The organism is Microbulbifer celer (genome assembly GCF_020991125.1).
GTDB lineage: Bacteria > Pseudomonadota > Gammaproteobacteria > Pseudomonadales > Cellvibrionaceae > Microbulbifer > Microbulbifer celer.
Map to the genome: position 1 here is coordinate 2,120,917 of NZ_CP087715.1, position 14,772 is coordinate 2,135,688.

Below are 14,772 nucleotides of genomic sequence, written 5' to 3' on the forward strand. Positions count from 1 at the left end.
CCTGACAACCCGCTTCCTAGTGGTCCATGCGGAAATTTGGTAACTAAAGCACACAGCCAAAGCCTCTGGCAGTGACACCAACCTATTGCCTGGCAAAACGCCCGGGAAAAACTATCTCCCCTCTGGAGGTACGCAACGGGTTGATATCCAGCCCGCCGCGCCGCGTATAACGCGCGCATACCGTCAGGCTCTCAAACGCCGCCAGCTTTTGCAGATCGCAGAACATGCGCTCCACGCAGTGCTCGTGAAAATCCTGATGCTCCCGAAAGGAAACGATATAAGCCAGCAGACCGGCACGATCCAGCGCGGGGCCGGCGTATTCGATGGACACCGTGGCCCAGTCCGGCTGGCCGGTTACCGGGCAGTTACTGCGCAGCAGATGGCTGTACAGTGTCTCTTGAACCTGCGCGCCCGGCTCCGCCAGTTTGAGCAGGCTACTGTCTGGCTGATATTGGCGGGTTTCGATATCCAGCTGATCAATGCAGAACCCCGCCGGACCGACCACGTCCAATGCCGGGTCATCCACGGCAAACAGGTTCACCGCCACATCACTGCCGGCAGCTTTGGATAAATCCTGCTGCAGGGTCTCACAGACGGCGTCGGCAGAAGTGAACTCACTCTGATTGAAAGAGTTCAAATAGAGCTTGAACGACTTGGACTCGATCATGAACGGACTCAGGGCGGCGAAACGAAAGCGCGCCACTGCCACTTGCGGAAGCCCCTTTTTGTTCAGCCAAGAGAGCTCAAAGCCCCACCATTCATCCGCGCCGGTAAATGGCAGAGCATCGCCTTCCAACTGCAACTGCGCGCGGGATACCGCGCGCGGGATCGGATGCAGCAGCTGCGGGTTATAGCGGGACTCGTAATCAGTCTCCTGCCCCAGGGGCAGATCCTGCCAGTCTTCTCGACTCATAGGTTCAAAACTCCTCAGTGACGCAAGCGCTTACCGTGGGTCATCAGGTGCAACCCCCAGGCGGAAAGCAGCGCAATAAATACCAGCACACCGGCAAATGCCCACCCCACATTGATATCGGAAACGCCCAGCACGCCATAACGGAACGCGTTTACCATATAGAGCACCGGGTTGAGCTTGGATAACCCCTGCCAGAACGGCGACAGCAGATCGATGGAGTAAAACACCCCGCCCAGATAGGTCAGCGGCGTGAGCACAAACGTGGGTATGATGGAAATATCATCAAAGCTGTTGGCAAAGATCGCATTGATAAAGCCCGCCAGTGCGAACAGTACCGAAGTCAGGAACACGATCACTACCGTGAGGCCGATGTGCTGTACTTCCAGTGAGGTAAAGATGAGCGCGATGATCGTCACCACAAAGCCGACGATCAGCCCGCGCGCAACACCACCGAGCACGTAACCCGCCATCACGATCCAGTTGGGCGTCGGCGAGACCAACAATTCCTCGACGCTGCGCTGGAACTTGGCACTATAAAAAGACGACACCACATTGGAATAGGAGTTGGTGATCACCGCCATCATGATCAGGCCGGGCACCACAAACTCCATATAGGAGTAGCCGCCCATCTCACCAATGCGACTGCCGATCAAGGAGCCGAAGATCACAAAGTACAGCGACATGGTGATCACCGGCGGTACCAGGGTTTGCGGCCAGATACGGGTGAAGCGGCGAACCTCGCGGCGGAAAATAGTGGAAAACGACGTCCAGACAGCTTGTGGATTCACGATTGCACCTCCGGGTCTTCATTCGCGTCCTGTTTGTTTTCCGCCAGCAGCGACACAAACAGCTCTTCCAGCCGGTTGGCGCGGTTACGCATGCTGGTGACAGCAATGTTCTGCGCACTCAGGCTGGTAAACAGATCGCTCAGGGACTGCCCCTTCTCCACGGTGACTTCCAGGCTGTGATCATCCACCAGTCGCCCATCAAATTCGCCGAAGTCCGGCGTACTTTCGAGGGGGTCACGGGTATCGAGAATAAAGACTTCTTTACTGAGGGTCTTGATCAGCGACTTGATCGAGGTGTTCTCGATAATATCGCCCCTGTCGATGATGGCGATATTGCGGCACAGGCTCTCGGCTTCTTCGAGATAGTGGGTCGTGAGAATAATGGTGGTACCGCGCGCATTGATCTCCTGCAGGAACTCCCACATGGATCGACGCAGCTCGATGTCCACACCAGCGGTGGGCTCGTCCAGGATCAACAGACGCGGCTCGTGAATCAGTGCACGGGCAATCATCAGCCGTCGCTTCATCCCGCCGGAAAGCATCCGCGCTTGAGAGTTGCGCTTGTCCCACAGCCCCAATTTGCGCAGGTATTTTTCCGTGCGTTCTTCGGCCAGCTTGCGCGGCATGCCGTAAAAGCCACCCTGAGTGCAGACAATGTCATACACTTTTTCAAACTGGCTGAAATTGAATTCCTGCGGCACCACGCCCAGCATCTGTTTGGCACCCGGGAAGTCTTTGTCGATATCGATACCAAAGATCGACACTTCACCGCCGGTTTTACGCACCAGGGAGCAGAGGATACCGATAGTGGTGGATTTGCCGGCGCCGTTTGGGCCGAGCAACGCAAAAAAATCGCCCGGCTGCACGTCAAAGCTGATGCCCTTCAGTGCACGGAAGCCGTTATCGTAGGTTTTCTGCAGATTTTTGATGGAGAGCGCAGCAGTCATTGGGGCCTCCTGGAGAATGAAGGCGCTATTCAACGCCGTTGGCCGGTAGATTTCAACCGACGAAAAAAAAGCCGCTCAAAGAGCGGCTTTTGTATTGGAGCGGGAAACCGGGTTCGAACCGGCGACCTCAACCTTGGCAAGGTTGCGCTCTACCAACTGAGCTATTCCCGCAATCCTGTGAGAAGGCTGCTATCGCAACCTTACAGCATTGGCATCCCCAAGGGGAGTCGAACCCCTGTTACCGCCGTGAAAGGGCGGTGTCCTAGGCCTCTAGACGATGGGGACTTAGAACATTCTCAACCTCAAAGAGATTGAGTTTGGTAAACCTGAAAATAATCTTGCGATCACTCTCCTGCTTACCTGCCCACCCGCAAAAGCCGGTGAACAAAAATTGGAGCGGGAAACCGGGTTCGAACCGGCGACCTCAACCTTGGCAAGGTTGCGCTCTACCAACTGAGCTATTCCCGCGTGGCATCCCCAAGGGGAGTCGAACCCCTGTTACCGCCGTGAAAGGGCGGTGTCCTAGGCCTCTAGACGATGGGGACCCAGAATCTTCTTTTGGCGGCTGCTGACTTGCTGTGTAAGTCAGTAGTGCCTCAGAAGTGGTGCGCATTCTATGGACGGGCCGGGGGGCTGTCAACACTTCGATGAAAACTTTTTTACAAATTTTTCCTTTCCATACAGTCACTTACCGAGACCACCCAAAAACTGGTGGTCGCCAGTGACTGGGGATTACTGCGCCAACTCTACGCGTTCCCTGAGCTTTCCTAAAAATGTGCGGATTCTTTGTGCGTTACTGCCCAAGTCCCCCTCTCCGCTTCGGGACGCCGAACGCATATCCACTCGGGACTGTATCGAGACAGATTGAGCTTGCCCTTTCCCGAGCTCACTTTTGCTGTCCAGTGGGCGCACGCGCACCACAATGTCTTCCGAAATACCCAGAATCGGAGTCCGATCCACCGCTTCCAGCTTCCCCTTCCCCACCTGCACCGCGATTACACGCCAGCCAAGCTCTCTGGCTACCGCTTCTGCGTGCGCCATTACCTTGCCTGGAGGAACGGGGAGGATCAGGGGTTGAATGTCCTTATAGGCCGGGGTAGACCGCTGCACACGGGCCGTGGTGGCACCGGGATACGCCGGACTGTGGTCCCCCTCCCTGCGCAGAGAAAGTACCAGGTCGTACTCAGGTGGGCTCTCCAGGTCGGTGGAGATATCGTAGATCGCCGGCGCGCTGAGATTCTGCTGCCCTACCGTAAACAGTGGCACCGCCACCGGGATCAGTCCCAGCACCATGGCCCACAGCGCGGCCGTGCGCGCCTCACTGTGTCGTTTCACCAGCCCCCACAAGAACACCAGCATGGAAGCCAGCGCCACACCAATGGCCGCCAGCCCCGCGGCCTGGAACAGCGCGTAGGCAGGCTTCAGCCCCAGCAAATGCAGTCTTACCGCCACAATCACCAGGCCGATGATAATCAGCAGCAGCCATTGAATGCGGTACAGCCAGCGGCTCCAATGCCGCGGTCGCCCTGAACGGAGCATGAGTCACCCTCCGGAGTCTGACTAGTCGGCCCCCTCTCCGTCGTTTTCCGGGTCTAGTTTTACCGAGAGGGAATTTACACAATAGCGCAGCCCGGTGGCGGTGGGACCATCGGGGAAAACGTGACCGAGATGACAACCGCAGTTGGCGCAGACGATTTCCGTACGCTGCATCCCCAGACTGCTGTCCTCCCGCTCTGCCACCACGCCCTGCTCGGCTGCTGCATCAAAGCTTGGCCAGCCGCACCCGGCATCGAACTTGGATTCGGAAGCAAACAGTACCTCACCGCAACAGCGGCAGCGGTACTTACCATCTTCGAATGTGTCCCAGTACTCACCGCTAAATGGACGCTCGGTCCCGGCCTCTCGGCAAACGTGAAACTCCTCTGGAGACAAGCGCTCGCGCCAGTAGTTATCATCTTTTTCTTTTGCCATACTGTGGCTCCTTTTTCGCCTGAAAAGTCAGTAACTGCGGCATTACCCGGCCCGGCAAAACGCTTTGGGGCAGCACCTGCATTAACCCATGGTGCCACATTCCACTGGACCGTTTTCAAGTGAAATACGCCCGGTGACTAACCCGATTCCACAACTGACCGTAACCCGCAGCTCGATTCACGCCCCGGCTGCGAGGACCGTTGAGAGAATCTGCCCAGAAGTCTGTCTGTCAAAGACCCAGTAGAAAGAACACAACGATGAAGGATATTCAAAAGTCGGAAAAACTCCACGGTGTCTGTTACGAAATCCGCGGCCCGGTGATGGAACAGGCATCCCGCCTGGAAGATGAAGGCCACCGGATCATGAAGCTGAACATTGGCAATCCCGCCCCTTTCGGCTTCGACGCCCCCGATGAAATCCTCCAGGACGTGATCTACAACCTCTCCCAGGCCCAGGGCTACGTGGAATCCAAGGGGCTGTTCGCAGCGCGCAAAGCGATCATGCAGGAAAGCCAGACCCTGGGCGTCCCCGGTGTTGAGATCGACGATATCTACCTCGGCAATGGGGTTTCTGAACTGATCTCCATGTCCACTCAGGCACTGCTCAACGACGGCGATGAAATGCTGTTGCCGATGCCGAATTACCCCCTATGGATGGCGGCCACCAACCTCACGGGGGCCACGCCGGTACTCTACCGCTGCGACGAACAGGCGGACTGGCTGCCGGATATCGAAGACATCAAATCCAAGATCACGCCCCGCACGCGCGGCATTGTAGTGATCAACCCGAACAATCCCACCGGCGCGGTCTATCCCAAAGCGCTACTGGAACAGATTGTAGAAGTGGCGCGGCAGCACAACCTGGTGATTTTTGCCGACGAGATCTACAGCAAGATCCTGTATGACGACGCCGCATTCACCCCCATGGCCACCCTGGCCGAAGACGTGCTCTGCCTGAGCTTCAACGGCCTCTCCAAGTCCTACCGTCTCGCGGGCTTCCGCTCCGGCTGGATGATCGTGAGCGGCGCCAAGCATCGGGCCAAAGGGTTTATCGAGGGGATGGAAATTCTTTCTTCGATGCGTCTGTGCGGCAATGTACCGGCCATGTTCGCGGTACAGACGGCCCTCGGCGGATACCAGAGCATCCAGGACCTGGTGCTCCCTGGAGGCCGCCTGCGAGACCAGCGAGACCTGGCCTGGAAAATGCTGAACGATATTCCCGGCGTGAGCTGCGTGAAACCACAGGGCGCCATCTACCTGTTCCCGCGTATTCACCTGGATCACTACAAGATCGACAATGACGAAAAGTTCGTGCTGGACTTTTTACGTCAAGAGAAAATCCTGCTGGTACAGGGCAGTGCCTTCCACTGGGATACGCCGGATCACCTGCGTATCGTATTCCTGCCTCGCGTTGACGATCTCACCCACGCGATCGATCGTTTGGGTAATTTTCTAGAGCGCTATACTCTGTAACCGCTGAATAGCAATTTCTATGCTCGACGATTTACATATTCACGATTTTTACCGCGATGCCGGGCGGATTCTGCTGGCGCTGTATCTGCAGTTTCCCGCCCCCGCGACCATCTACGTAGAAGACATTGCCGGGCCGGACACCCCGGACGAATTCGGCCTCCACTCCCCCCGCCACCTCGCCTGCCTGGGTGCCATGACCTGGCTGAAGGAATGTGGCTACATCAATTTCGCGCAACTGGTGCGCCAGGAAGCGGTGGAAGAGGCTTCCCTGACCCACCACAGTTTCCTGTTGCTGGTGACCAAAAACGAAAATGGCCTGAGCAATGCGGAAAGGTTGAATGAAGCGGTTCGGAACGGATCCTCACCGCAACTTGAGGCACTGATGGTGGAGTTGATGGGGAAAAGCTAGAACACTAGTGGTCCATGCGGAAAATTCGGTAACTAAAGCACACAGCCACTGGCTCCAGGGTGGCGCTGAAAAAGCGCAGGACTAGCAGCGTTAATTCAAGCTTTTTCAGCGTCGCCCTGGAGCCTGTGGCGAAGTGATCGGTTACAGAATTTTCCGCATGGACCACTAGATGCCGAATCGAAGGCAAAGTGCCGGGTATCTGTTTTCAGAAGCGTCGGCGACAGGGACGTCGCCGACGCAGCGTACATGGACGTATTCACAGCGGTTCTGAAAACAGATACCCGGTGCTTTGCCGCCACCAGACTTGGCCAAAGCCACCTACAATTCTCGAGAAAACCGCACATACAGCATTTTCAGAGCGGCATCCGGGTCTTTATCCGGGAAATCCGGGTTCTGCGGTAACCGCTCCACCACCGCATACCCCGGGTGGGCGTTGTGGATCAGCGCCCGGAACTCGGCTTCGCTGTGTGCCGGTGAGTTCAGTACGAGCAACAGGTCCGCCTCATCGGCGAGACAAGCGGGCAATTTTTCCAGCAGCCTCGCGTAGTTTTCGTCCACATCAAACGCGCCTTTCTGGCGAGTCGGAGGATCGACGACTGCCAGCTGAAAAGGACCACTGCGGTCATAACGCTTGAAATCCCGCAGCGCGTCCCTGGCCTGAAACCGGATGCCTTTGGTGGAAAGCTGATTGAGCTGGTGATTGATCTGCCCCCGTTTCAACACCCCTTTATTCAGATCAATGTTGAGAATCTCAAGCTCACCCGCCGCTCTGGCCACTACAGAAAAGGCACAGGTAAACGCAAACAGGTTTAATAGTTTGAGGCTTTCGAGCTGCCCTGTTTTATCCCACACCTGCTGCTCCAGCCACTGGCGTCCGGGCTCAATATCGAGAAAAAAGCCTACATTCTGTCGATCAAAGGTGAGCGGAAACCTGAGGCCTCCGCGCTGCGCCATCGGTGCCTCCAGCAGCTCACCCGCCTCCCATTCAATCGGGGCACGTTTCTGGTAACGGCGCTGTACCGCAATACCGGTATACCCCTGCGGCGCCGCCAGCCGCCAGAGCTCGGCCACCAACGCCGCCTCCTTCTCATATTCCTCGAACAGCGTCACCAGAATCACGGGCTGATAACTGTCGATGCAAACCCGCTCAAATCCGGGGTAGCAATATCCGCGACCGTGGAATAATCGACGACTATCTGCCGGTGACTCCGGCAAACAGACTTCCAGCTTGCTGGACACAACCTGCAACAGGGGATCCCAATTCAATGTAGTACTCACTTATATTTGCGGGGAGAAAACACTGACGGAGGGAACTACACTCCACCCGTCTCTTCGCTGAATTCGCCACTGCCATCCCCGGACAGCGGATACAGGATCTCGTCGCGGTAACCGGTGACCACACGGATAAAGCCACTCCAGCGCTCGTCCAGTTCGGCATCACCGCTATCAATCAGTAGCGGTCGCCCACCCAGTTCGGTAATTTTGGTTTTGGTCGCCACGACCAGCAGATGATCGCGACCCACCAGCTGCAGGACCTTTGGAGAAAGCTGCTGATTGCCACGACCGATCAGGTGGCCCTGGCCACCGATGGCAGTCAGGATAATTTTTACCGGTGCCTCTTTATTCTGGCTGCGATGGTCTTCAATGGCCTGCTGTACCTGTAGCGCATTGACGTCTTTTGCCAGCAGCTTATCGCCACGCCAGAGATCGACGCCGAGCAAAGTACCCTCTGCGCCCAACTCCTCCAGCACCGCCAGGGTGGTAGAGCCGGGGCCGAAGACGTAGAGCGTTTCCGGGTCCAGCTCGGCCATTTCCTCAATGATATCCGCCGCGATATCTGCCACTGCCAGCGCTTCCACTTCGCGCCCGGCATTTTTGACTGCCTGCAGGAAATGCCCCTCTTCCGGCACCAGCAGCTCGCCGTAATATCGTGTGCTGACCCGCCCCTCGCGAAAGGACTTCTCATCGATATCGCGCACTTCCCGCTGGTGCAGATCCACCAGCTCACCGGACATCAGGCGTGTTAAAACCTGCCCGCCCGCCTTAGGGGAAATGGCGAAGCAGGCGGAATGCATTTTTACCCCGGCAGGAATGCCCAGTACCGGAAACGCATCCCCCAGGGCGTTGACCATATTGCGTGCGGTGCCATCGCCGCCGCCAAACACAATCAGATCTGCCCCCGCGGCCCGGATGGCCTGCGCAGCCTGTTCGCTATCTTCCGGGGAAGAGCGTGTACCGGCGGCTTTCCCAACCACAGTAACGGTGAACCCGAGCTCGCGCGCAAGGTACTCGCCCATATCGCCGGCGAAGGTCAGAATCTGCAACTGTTCCGCAAACGGTTTCAGGGCGGTCAGCGCCACCGCCACCCGCTTGTGGGACCGGGGTTCGATGCCCGCTGCCAGCGCCTGCTCTACGGTATCGCTGCCGTCGCTGCCTTTGAGCCCCGCCGGGCCGCCAATACCCGCCCAGGGATTGATGATCAGTCCGAGTTTTTTCAGCTGCATTGAAGCCCCAGTGCTGTCAGTTGCTGCCGCGTCGATTTGTCCAGTTGTGAAGTGGAAGCACGAAAATGGGAGAACTCCAGTCGTTTCGGATACTGCTTTCTCAACAGGTCGAATGCTTCTGCCATCGGAAGACCCCCCTGCTTGTGCGCATCAGCGGCGGCGCGCAGGCGTCGATCATCGTCTCTCGGGTTGTACATCTGCAGCAGCAGATCCCGGATTGCGGCAAAGCCGGATTGTTCCGTGCTAATCACTTTTGTTTCAGAGGCCGGATCTTTATGCGACGCTGAGACGGGCCGAAGCCCCGGTGAGCGATCCAAGGCCTCGCGAATCATACGGGTACCCGCCAGCTTGCCGTCGTGGCTGTAGCCGGCGATATGAGGGCTGGCGAGATCCACCTGCTCCAGCAAAGAGAGATTGATATCCGGCTCGTTTTCCCACACATCGAGTACCGCGGTAAATGCAGGATTTCTCTGCAAACGCGCCAGCAATGCATTGTTATCGATCACTGCGCCGCGGCCGGCGCTGATCAGCACCGCATCATCTGCGAGCTTGTCCAGCATCGCGGTGTCCAGCATGTGCAGGCTGGGGTGCGGTTCCGCTTTTACCAGCGGTGCATGCAGGCACACAATCTGTTGTTTCAACACCGTCTCCAGCGTTGCCGCATCGGGGTTATCCGGCAACCAGGGGTCATACACGACAACGGAAAGTCCCAGCTGGTGCAGCCGTGTTTGCAACAATCCACCCACATTGCCACAACCCACTATCCCGAAGGTTCTATCGCGCCAGTCAATATCCAGCGCGGCCAGAGCGCAGAAGACATACTCCACTACGGAATTTGCGTTGCAGCCGGGCGCAGCACTCCAGGCAACGCCCCGCTGCTCCAGCCATACCGTATCGAGGTGATCGGTCCCGATGGTACAGCTACCGACAAAGCGCACTGGCGTATCGCGCAGCAGGTTTTCATTCACCGGTGTTACCGAGCGCACCAGCAACACATCGGCATCCCGCAACTGTTCACGGGTCATGGTGCGGCCGGGCAAGCGGGTAATATTGCCCAGATCGCCGAACCAGTCTTCCAGGCCGGGAATGTTTTCGTCGGCGACAATATTCAACGGCTTACTGCTGTATGCCGCATCGCGCGGTGCTTGATCCATCATGGGTTCTCGAGAAAAGTGTTTTCTTCGGGCGTCGATTGACCGTCTTCCAGCCGCTGCCCCAGATTCGGTAGCGTTCGACGAATTTTACTTTGTAGTCGACCCAGCCCGTATTCGTCCGCAAGCGCCACAGCATGTTCAATATCAGCAGCCTGCCACCGCAGATCATCCGGCTCGACATTCAACGGCACCCGATATTCCAACTGCGCCAGTTGCCGCGCAAGCCGGATCTGATCGGCATGGTCGGCAATTTTCGCAGCAATACTTCTGGCACCGCGTATTTTCAGTGTTGCTATCTCTGTCGCATTGGCAATCAGCAATTCCGTATCCGCAAACTCTGCCAGCAAGCGCGATGCGGTCTTGGCTCCGATCCCCGGCACACCGGGTATATCGTCAATGCTATCGCCCACCAGGGCGAGGAAATCGGCAATCTGTGCCGGGCGCACGCCAAACTTCGCTTCGATCACCGCGCGGTCCAGATACTGGTCGGCGGCAAAGTCCCACAGGCTCTGCGCGCCCCGATCCAGCAACTGCCCCAGGTCTTTATCCCGGGTAATCACCACTGGTGCAATCGCCGGCTGTTGTGTGGCACACAGTCCGGTGAGTGTCGCGAGAATATCGTCTGCCTCAAATCGTTCGCTGGCAAAACTGGCGATACCCAGCGCTTCTGCCATTTCCCGACACGCGGCCAACTGATAGGCGAGCGCCTCGTCCGGCAGGGCACGACTGCACTTGTAATCCGGATAGAGGTCGTTGCGAAAACAGCTTCCGAGCGACTCATCAAACGCGCAGGCAATACGCAGCGGCTTCCGGGCCAGGAGATCGAGCAGGAAGTTGGTGAAACCGTATACGGCCTCGGTGCTGTAGCCGGAGCGGCTTTCCCAATTGGGCGGCAGAGCGAAGTAGTAGCGGAAGATATAGACCGAAGCGTCCACCAGATACGTCGCACCGCCATTGTCAGCGGTACTCAAGACAGTGACTCCAACAGGTACAGCTCCGGGCGCAGCGGATCGGGCCGACCGGTAGCCTGCGCCAGGGCATGCGCAAACCGCTCTGCGCGCGGATTCACCCCTTGGCTGCAGTAATGCCGAACCTGAGACCAGATATTGCGCTTGAAGCTTTCACTGGGGCCGAGGCCGGCATCGAGGTTGTCCGCGCTGACGCGAAATTTGAGGCCACAGGCTTGGGAGAAGATCCATTCCAGCGCCTGGGGCTTGATTTCCACCCGCTCGAACTCTGCCTGCTGCTCGGCACTGCGACCATCCGGGGCATACCAGTAGCCGTAATCCGGCAGCTGCCTGCGCGCAGCACCCGCCACACACCAGTGGGCGGCCTCGTGGAGCGCACTGGCGGGATAATCCCGGGTAAATTCCACCCGATGACAGGCGCCAACCTCCACCGCTGGCCGGTAATACGGCTCCTCCGCGCCGCCTTGCAGGCGGGTATTCAGTGTACGCGGGTCGCTGAAGCAGGCATCAAACACCGTGACTATCAATTCAGCCATCTTCTGCTCAGCCGTGGACTCGCCCGAGCGCGATCCGGCAGCGGGTTCCTGCCTCGGCTGAGGGGCGACAACGGGGACATTCACAGCAACACTCACAATCTCTTCTGGAACACACAATCGATCGGGGATCAATACAGACCACTGGCAGACAATTTGATTGGGGCGGACTATAGCAGGGGGTGCCGGGCGTTCAAGCCCACCATTTCGGTGCAGTTCCCGGAAACTGTTACAAAATCGGGGCACTTCCGGTGCGTCCGCCGTGGAGATGACCGCTGTGGGGCACCAACCATGCGCGATCCGCAGTGAATAGTCGGCTTCTCCGGTTGTATTTCATCGGATCAGCATATACCTTTGAGAGTAGGGATACCGGAAACCAGCTTCCGCTTCAGGTGTTCTGTTAGCGGCAGTCTTCGGTTGCGGTACCGGCTTCCCAAGGGGGGCATAGGCGCTCCTGGAGTCTGGATCTGCGCGCGTGCAGTACTCGCGTTCAGCCCCTTCCCCGGAAGTACCTGATAAGTCTAAGACCTTCCCGCCCAACTACCGGCCCTGCAAGGAGGTGCTCTATGACCGACCACAGTAACAGCAACGTGGTTGACCTCTTCACCGGCAAGCCTATCGAAACTTCAGAGAATCTGCGGTTTATCCGTTTGTCTCCGGAGCTGGATGGCTTGGAAATGCTCTACTCCAACAATTCCAGTGGATCTGACCTTTACAGCCTGAAAATCCTTTGCTGGGGGCTTCGTGCCAATGGTGATGTGGTAGGTCTGGTGCCCTGGTTAAACTCCATTGTGGCCTGCCCGGACATCAAGGATCCATTGGATGGTCGGTTCGAAGGTTACTACGATTCAGGCATCGAGGAGATTTTCCACGAGCCTCCCATCCACAAGATCGTCGAGCTGGAGACTGCGGCGGAATACTTCGAGTATGAAAACAATCAGGCGGATGAGGTTGTTCAGGAGATTCCGGATACCATCGGTACCCATGCGGTGTTTATGGACCTGGATAAGGAAAACCTGACGCTCACTGAAGTCGTAAGCTGGCGCTTGTTTGCCAGCGGTGAAATTCACGGCATGCTGATTGATCACAACAGTGTGGAAACAACACCGGTGCTGCCGGGGGATGATTGCCTTTACCCTGCGCAGGAGGCCGAGTGTTTCCGTTACTTCTTCCAACACCACATCGCCAACAAGATCAAATCCGAGGACCCCGAGGCCCTGGCTGCGATCGCGGCGCTTGTCACTTCGCCCTGAACAACTTCCCTCATATTCCAAATGCAACAAGGGCGACCAGGGGTCGCCCTTGTTAATCCAGGGGCACGAATCAAACGTCCGCTTTTTTGATCCAATAAATAAACTCATCATTCTCCTCGGCATGCTGTATCAGCTCGTAACCGAGAAACTGGCAAAATTTTGGAATGTCGCGCTGCGTGGACGGGTCTGTGGCAAACACCTGCAGCACTTCGCCATCGGCGACTTTGCGCACCGCGGCATGGAGCATCATAACGGGCTCCGGGCACAGCAGGCCGCGGGCATCGAGGATGTGATCTGAAACTGAGGGGGTTTGATCTGACTTCATAAGCGTATTGTCCGGTATTCTACCCGCGCCGTCACCTGTAGATGATGACCGGTGCATCCCGGGCGGCTCGACTGATGGCGGCGAAAAAGACTAAACTGCCGTTATCGGTTTCACCAGACATGTTGCAGCTATTCGCTGAATTCAGGGATGCACAGCCATGATATACGTACTGATCGAACGGGAAATTGCCGAGGACCTGGAGTCCACCTACGAAGAGGCCGCCCGCCGGCTGCTGGCCAACGCCTACCACACCACCGGCTTTGTGGATGGCCACACCTATAACGAACTGGACAACTCCCGCCGTCGTTTCACCCTGTCCAAATGGCGTTCCGTCTTTCACTGGCAGCAGTGGTACAACAGCGATGAGCGCCGCGAGCAGATGAGACAGCTGGCGCCCCTGCTGGCCCACGAAGAGCGAATTACATTTCTCGAGCGCACATAAACCGAGCCGCCAGCTCCGCCGCGCTCTGCCAGTGCTGCGACTGCGTGAAGCCACTGGCACGACGCGGCTTGAAATCGTGATCGCCGTCTTCCAGCCAATGACACCGCACCGCGTCTGACAACGGATACCCTTCAACCTCGTCCCGATTTCCCAGCGCATCCCGTGTGCCCTGCACGATCAGTGTTGGGCAGGTGATATGCTCCAGATGCCCGGTGCGCAACTTCTCCGGCTTACCCTGCGGATGGAATGGATACCCGAGACACACCGCCCCGGCCACCCTCCCCGCTTCAAAAGCCTCCTGGGCCAGCATACTGGCAACCCTGCCCCCCATCGACTTCCCGCCCACAAACAAAGCCTTCGGACCCAGCTCGTCATGGACTCGATCAACCTGCGCGCGGAAACAATCCAGCAACACATCCATCTTGTTGGGCGGCCGGCGTTTACCGGATTCGCGGCGCTCTACCATATACGGAAACTCAAACCGAACCACCCCCACACCACGGGCCACCAGCAACGCCGCCAGCGCCTGCATAAAATCACTATCCATCGGCGCACCCGCACCGTGGGCAAACAGATACCAATGTTCGGGCGCCGTTTCCGGCCTGTCGACGAGCCATTCTGTGCGCTCCGACATCAGAAGCTCCCGCCGCCCGGCAGATCTTTCGGCACGTCTTCCGCCAGCACCAGATTCACCGACTCCTCCCCCGGCTCAAACCAGATCACCACCTGCTTACTCTCCAGCTGGCGGCGCAGGTTTGCCACCTTGTCTTCCAGACTCACCTCCCGCTCCCCGTAATCGGTACCGTCACGGGTCGCGTATTCTTCCAGCAGGTTTTGCAGGGTTTCGGCGTCTATTTGTTTGTGGGGAATGATCATTAATATCTCTACTTCTTTGCAATCTTCTGGTGATAAGTGCAATACAGGTCAGGTTGCAGGGCAAGTGCTGGGGGTTTGTTTTCGAAAGCGTCGGCGACAGGGATGTCGCCGCCGCAGCGTACAGGGATGTATTCACAGCGGTTTCGAAAACAAACACCCAGTGCTTGACCGCCACCCAACCATGAAAAGACCACCAAACCAAAAATGCCCCGGAACA

The 14,772-nt window shown here is 57.5% G+C and carries 17 protein-coding genes and 4 tRNA genes; 4 read left to right on the forward strand and 17 right to left on the reverse strand.

Annotated features, from left to right (window positions below; translation table 11 throughout):
- Nucleotides 1-82 precede the first annotated feature (82 nt).
- The 9 genes from queF to msrB form a co-directional block, all read right to left on the reverse strand.
- Nucleotides 83-913: an NADPH-dependent 7-cyano-7-deazaguanine reductase QueF gene (queF, locus tag LPW13_RS08910; RefSeq protein ID WP_230439079.1), complete on the reverse strand. Its 831-nt coding sequence runs from the start codon at nucleotides 911-913 to the stop codon at nucleotides 83-85.
- A 14-nt stretch (nucleotides 914-927) separates the two neighbouring features.
- On the reverse strand, nucleotides 928-1,701 hold the full coding sequence (locus LPW13_RS08915) for an ABC transporter permease (protein WP_230439080.1): 774 nt from the start codon (nucleotides 1,699-1,701) through the stop codon (nucleotides 928-930).
- Entirely contained in the window at nucleotides 1,698-2,648 is a 951-nt protein-coding gene (locus tag LPW13_RS08920; RefSeq protein ID WP_230439081.1) for an ABC transporter ATP-binding protein, read from the reverse strand. The genes LPW13_RS08915 and LPW13_RS08920 overlap by 4 nt, the downstream gene beginning before the upstream one ends.
- A gap of 95 nt (nucleotides 2,649-2,743) precedes the next feature.
- Nucleotides 2,744-2,819: transfer RNA gene (locus tag LPW13_RS08925), tRNA-Gly, on the reverse strand.
- A gap of 38 nt (nucleotides 2,820-2,857) precedes the next feature.
- Nucleotides 2,858-2,933, reverse strand: a tRNA-Glu gene (locus tag LPW13_RS08930).
- 107 nt (nucleotides 2,934-3,040) lie between these two features.
- Nucleotides 3,041-3,116 (reverse strand) — tRNA-Gly (locus LPW13_RS08935).
- Between the two features lies 1 nt (nucleotide 3,117).
- A tRNA-Glu gene (locus LPW13_RS08940) sits at nucleotides 3,118-3,193 on the reverse strand.
- A gap of 187 nt (nucleotides 3,194-3,380) precedes the next feature.
- Nucleotides 3,381-4,187: a DUF1499 domain-containing protein gene (locus LPW13_RS08945; protein WP_230439082.1), complete on the reverse strand. Its 807-nt coding sequence runs from the start codon at nucleotides 4,185-4,187 to the stop codon at nucleotides 3,381-3,383.
- 21 nt (nucleotides 4,188-4,208) lie between these two features.
- Nucleotides 4,209-4,619, reverse strand: coding sequence for a peptide-methionine (R)-S-oxide reductase MsrB (msrB, locus tag LPW13_RS08950; protein ID WP_230439083.1), 411 nt, complete (start codon nucleotides 4,617-4,619; stop codon nucleotides 4,209-4,211).
- A gap of 257 nt (nucleotides 4,620-4,876) precedes the next feature.
- Between msrB and LPW13_RS08955 the strand changes: the two genes are divergently transcribed.
- Nucleotides 4,877-6,091, forward strand: coding sequence for a pyridoxal phosphate-dependent aminotransferase (locus LPW13_RS08955; RefSeq protein ID WP_230439084.1), 1,215 nt, complete (start codon nucleotides 4,877-4,879; stop codon nucleotides 6,089-6,091).
- 19 nt (nucleotides 6,092-6,110) lie between these two features.
- The gene (locus LPW13_RS08960) at nucleotides 6,111-6,500 is read left to right on the forward strand and encodes a hypothetical protein (RefSeq protein WP_230439085.1); all 390 of its coding nucleotides are present in this window, start codon (nucleotides 6,111-6,113) and stop codon (nucleotides 6,498-6,500) included.
- A gap of 318 nt (nucleotides 6,501-6,818) precedes the next feature.
- On the opposite strand, the gene LPW13_RS08965 is transcribed toward LPW13_RS08960, so the two are convergent.
- From LPW13_RS08965 to LPW13_RS08985, 5 genes are read right to left on the reverse strand one after another with little or no spacing between them, the layout of a single operon-like run.
- Nucleotides 6,819-7,778: a class I SAM-dependent methyltransferase gene (locus tag LPW13_RS08965; protein WP_230439086.1), complete on the reverse strand. Its 960-nt coding sequence runs from the start codon at nucleotides 7,776-7,778 to the stop codon at nucleotides 6,819-6,821.
- 35 nt (nucleotides 7,779-7,813) lie between these two features.
- On the reverse strand, nucleotides 7,814-9,004 hold the full coding sequence (locus LPW13_RS08970) for an ATP-NAD kinase family protein (protein ID WP_230439087.1): 1,191 nt from the start codon (nucleotides 9,002-9,004) through the stop codon (nucleotides 7,814-7,816).
- Nucleotides 8,995-10,161, reverse strand: a complete 1,167-nt coding sequence (locus tag LPW13_RS08975; RefSeq protein WP_230439088.1) for a 4-phosphoerythronate dehydrogenase — start codon at nucleotides 10,159-10,161, stop codon at nucleotides 8,995-8,997. Before LPW13_RS08975 ends, LPW13_RS08970 begins: the two co-directional genes overlap by 10 nt.
- The gene (locus tag LPW13_RS08980) at nucleotides 10,158-11,129 is read right to left on the reverse strand and encodes a 5'-3' exonuclease (protein WP_230439089.1); all 972 of its coding nucleotides are present in this window, start codon (nucleotides 11,127-11,129) and stop codon (nucleotides 10,158-10,160) included. Before LPW13_RS08980 ends, LPW13_RS08975 begins: the two co-directional genes overlap by 4 nt.
- A complete protein-coding gene (locus tag LPW13_RS08985) occupies nucleotides 11,126-11,662 on the reverse strand; it encodes an elongation factor P hydroxylase (RefSeq protein ID WP_230439090.1) in 537 nt (178 codons plus the stop codon). The genes LPW13_RS08980 and LPW13_RS08985 overlap by 4 nt, the downstream gene beginning before the upstream one ends.
- A gap of 563 nt (nucleotides 11,663-12,225) precedes the next feature.
- Here LPW13_RS08985 and LPW13_RS08990 point away from each other — a divergent pair.
- Complete coding sequence (locus tag LPW13_RS08990) at nucleotides 12,226-12,912, forward strand: hypothetical protein (protein ID WP_230439091.1); 687 nt, start codon at nucleotides 12,226-12,228, stop codon at nucleotides 12,910-12,912.
- 70 nt (nucleotides 12,913-12,982) lie between these two features.
- Here the strand turns inward: LPW13_RS08990 and tusA are convergent, their stop codons facing one another.
- Nucleotides 12,983-13,237: a sulfurtransferase TusA gene (tusA, locus tag LPW13_RS08995; RefSeq protein ID WP_230439092.1), complete on the reverse strand. Its 255-nt coding sequence runs from the start codon at nucleotides 13,235-13,237 to the stop codon at nucleotides 12,983-12,985.
- 157 nt (nucleotides 13,238-13,394) lie between these two features.
- On the opposite strand from tusA, the gene LPW13_RS09000 reads away from it, so the two are divergent.
- Nucleotides 13,395-13,679, forward strand: a complete 285-nt coding sequence (locus LPW13_RS09000; RefSeq protein ID WP_230439093.1) for an antibiotic biosynthesis monooxygenase family protein — start codon at nucleotides 13,395-13,397, stop codon at nucleotides 13,677-13,679.
- Here the strand turns inward: LPW13_RS09000 and LPW13_RS09005 are convergent.
- Nucleotides 13,657-14,313 carry an alpha/beta fold hydrolase gene (locus tag LPW13_RS09005; RefSeq protein ID WP_230439094.1) on the reverse strand — a complete coding sequence of 219 codons (657 nt, stop codon included), beginning with the start codon at nucleotides 14,311-14,313 and terminating at the stop codon, nucleotides 13,657-13,659. The two genes, LPW13_RS09000 and LPW13_RS09005, sit on opposite strands and share 23 nt — an antisense overlap.
- Nucleotides 14,313-14,555, reverse strand: coding sequence for a YheU family protein (locus LPW13_RS09010; protein WP_230439095.1), 243 nt, complete (start codon nucleotides 14,553-14,555; stop codon nucleotides 14,313-14,315). The genes LPW13_RS09005 and LPW13_RS09010 overlap by 1 nt, the downstream gene beginning before the upstream one ends.
- Nucleotides 14,556-14,772: the final 217 nt, after the last annotated feature.

Bases quoted from the DNA above. Each gene is read 5' to 3' on its own strand.
- queF (WP_230439079.1), bottom strand. From the start codon at position 913: ATGAGTCGAGAAGACTGGCAGGATCTGCCCCTGGGGCAGGAGACTGAT.
- LPW13_RS08920 (WP_230439081.1), bottom strand. From the start codon at position 2,648: ATGACTGCTGCGCTCTCCATCAAAAATCTGCAGAAAACCTACGATAAC.
- LPW13_RS08945 (WP_230439082.1), bottom strand. From the start codon at position 4,187: ATGCTCCGTTCAGGGCGACCGCGGCATTGGAGCCGCTGGCTGTACCGC.
- msrB (WP_230439083.1), bottom strand. From the start codon at position 4,619: ATGGCAAAAGAAAAAGATGATAACTACTGGCGCGAGCGCTTGTCTCCA.
- LPW13_RS08955 (WP_230439084.1), top strand. From the start codon at position 4,877: ATGAAGGATATTCAAAAGTCGGAAAAACTCCACGGTGTCTGTTACGAA.
- LPW13_RS08960 (WP_230439085.1), top strand. From the start codon at position 6,111: ATGCTCGACGATTTACATATTCACGATTTTTACCGCGATGCCGGGCGG.
- LPW13_RS08970 (WP_230439087.1), bottom strand. From the start codon at position 9,004: ATGCAGCTGAAAAAACTCGGACTGATCATCAATCCCTGGGCGGGTATT.
- LPW13_RS08975 (WP_230439088.1), bottom strand. From the start codon at position 10,161: ATGATGGATCAAGCACCGCGCGATGCGGCATACAGCAGTAAGCCGTTG.
- LPW13_RS08985 (WP_230439090.1), bottom strand. From the start codon at position 11,662: ATGGCTGAATTGATAGTCACGGTGTTTGATGCCTGCTTCAGCGACCCG.
- LPW13_RS08990 (WP_230439091.1), top strand. From the start codon at position 12,226: ATGACCGACCACAGTAACAGCAACGTGGTTGACCTCTTCACCGGCAAG.
- tusA (WP_230439092.1), bottom strand. From the start codon at position 13,237: ATGAAGTCAGATCAAACCCCCTCAGTTTCAGATCACATCCTCGATGCC.
- LPW13_RS09000 (WP_230439093.1), top strand. From the start codon at position 13,395: ATGATATACGTACTGATCGAACGGGAAATTGCCGAGGACCTGGAGTCC.
- LPW13_RS09005 (WP_230439094.1), bottom strand. From the start codon at position 14,313: ATGTCGGAGCGCACAGAATGGCTCGTCGACAGGCCGGAAACGGCGCCC.
- LPW13_RS09010 (WP_230439095.1), bottom strand. From the start codon at position 14,555: ATGATCATTCCCCACAAACAAATAGACGCCGAAACCCTGCAAAACCTG.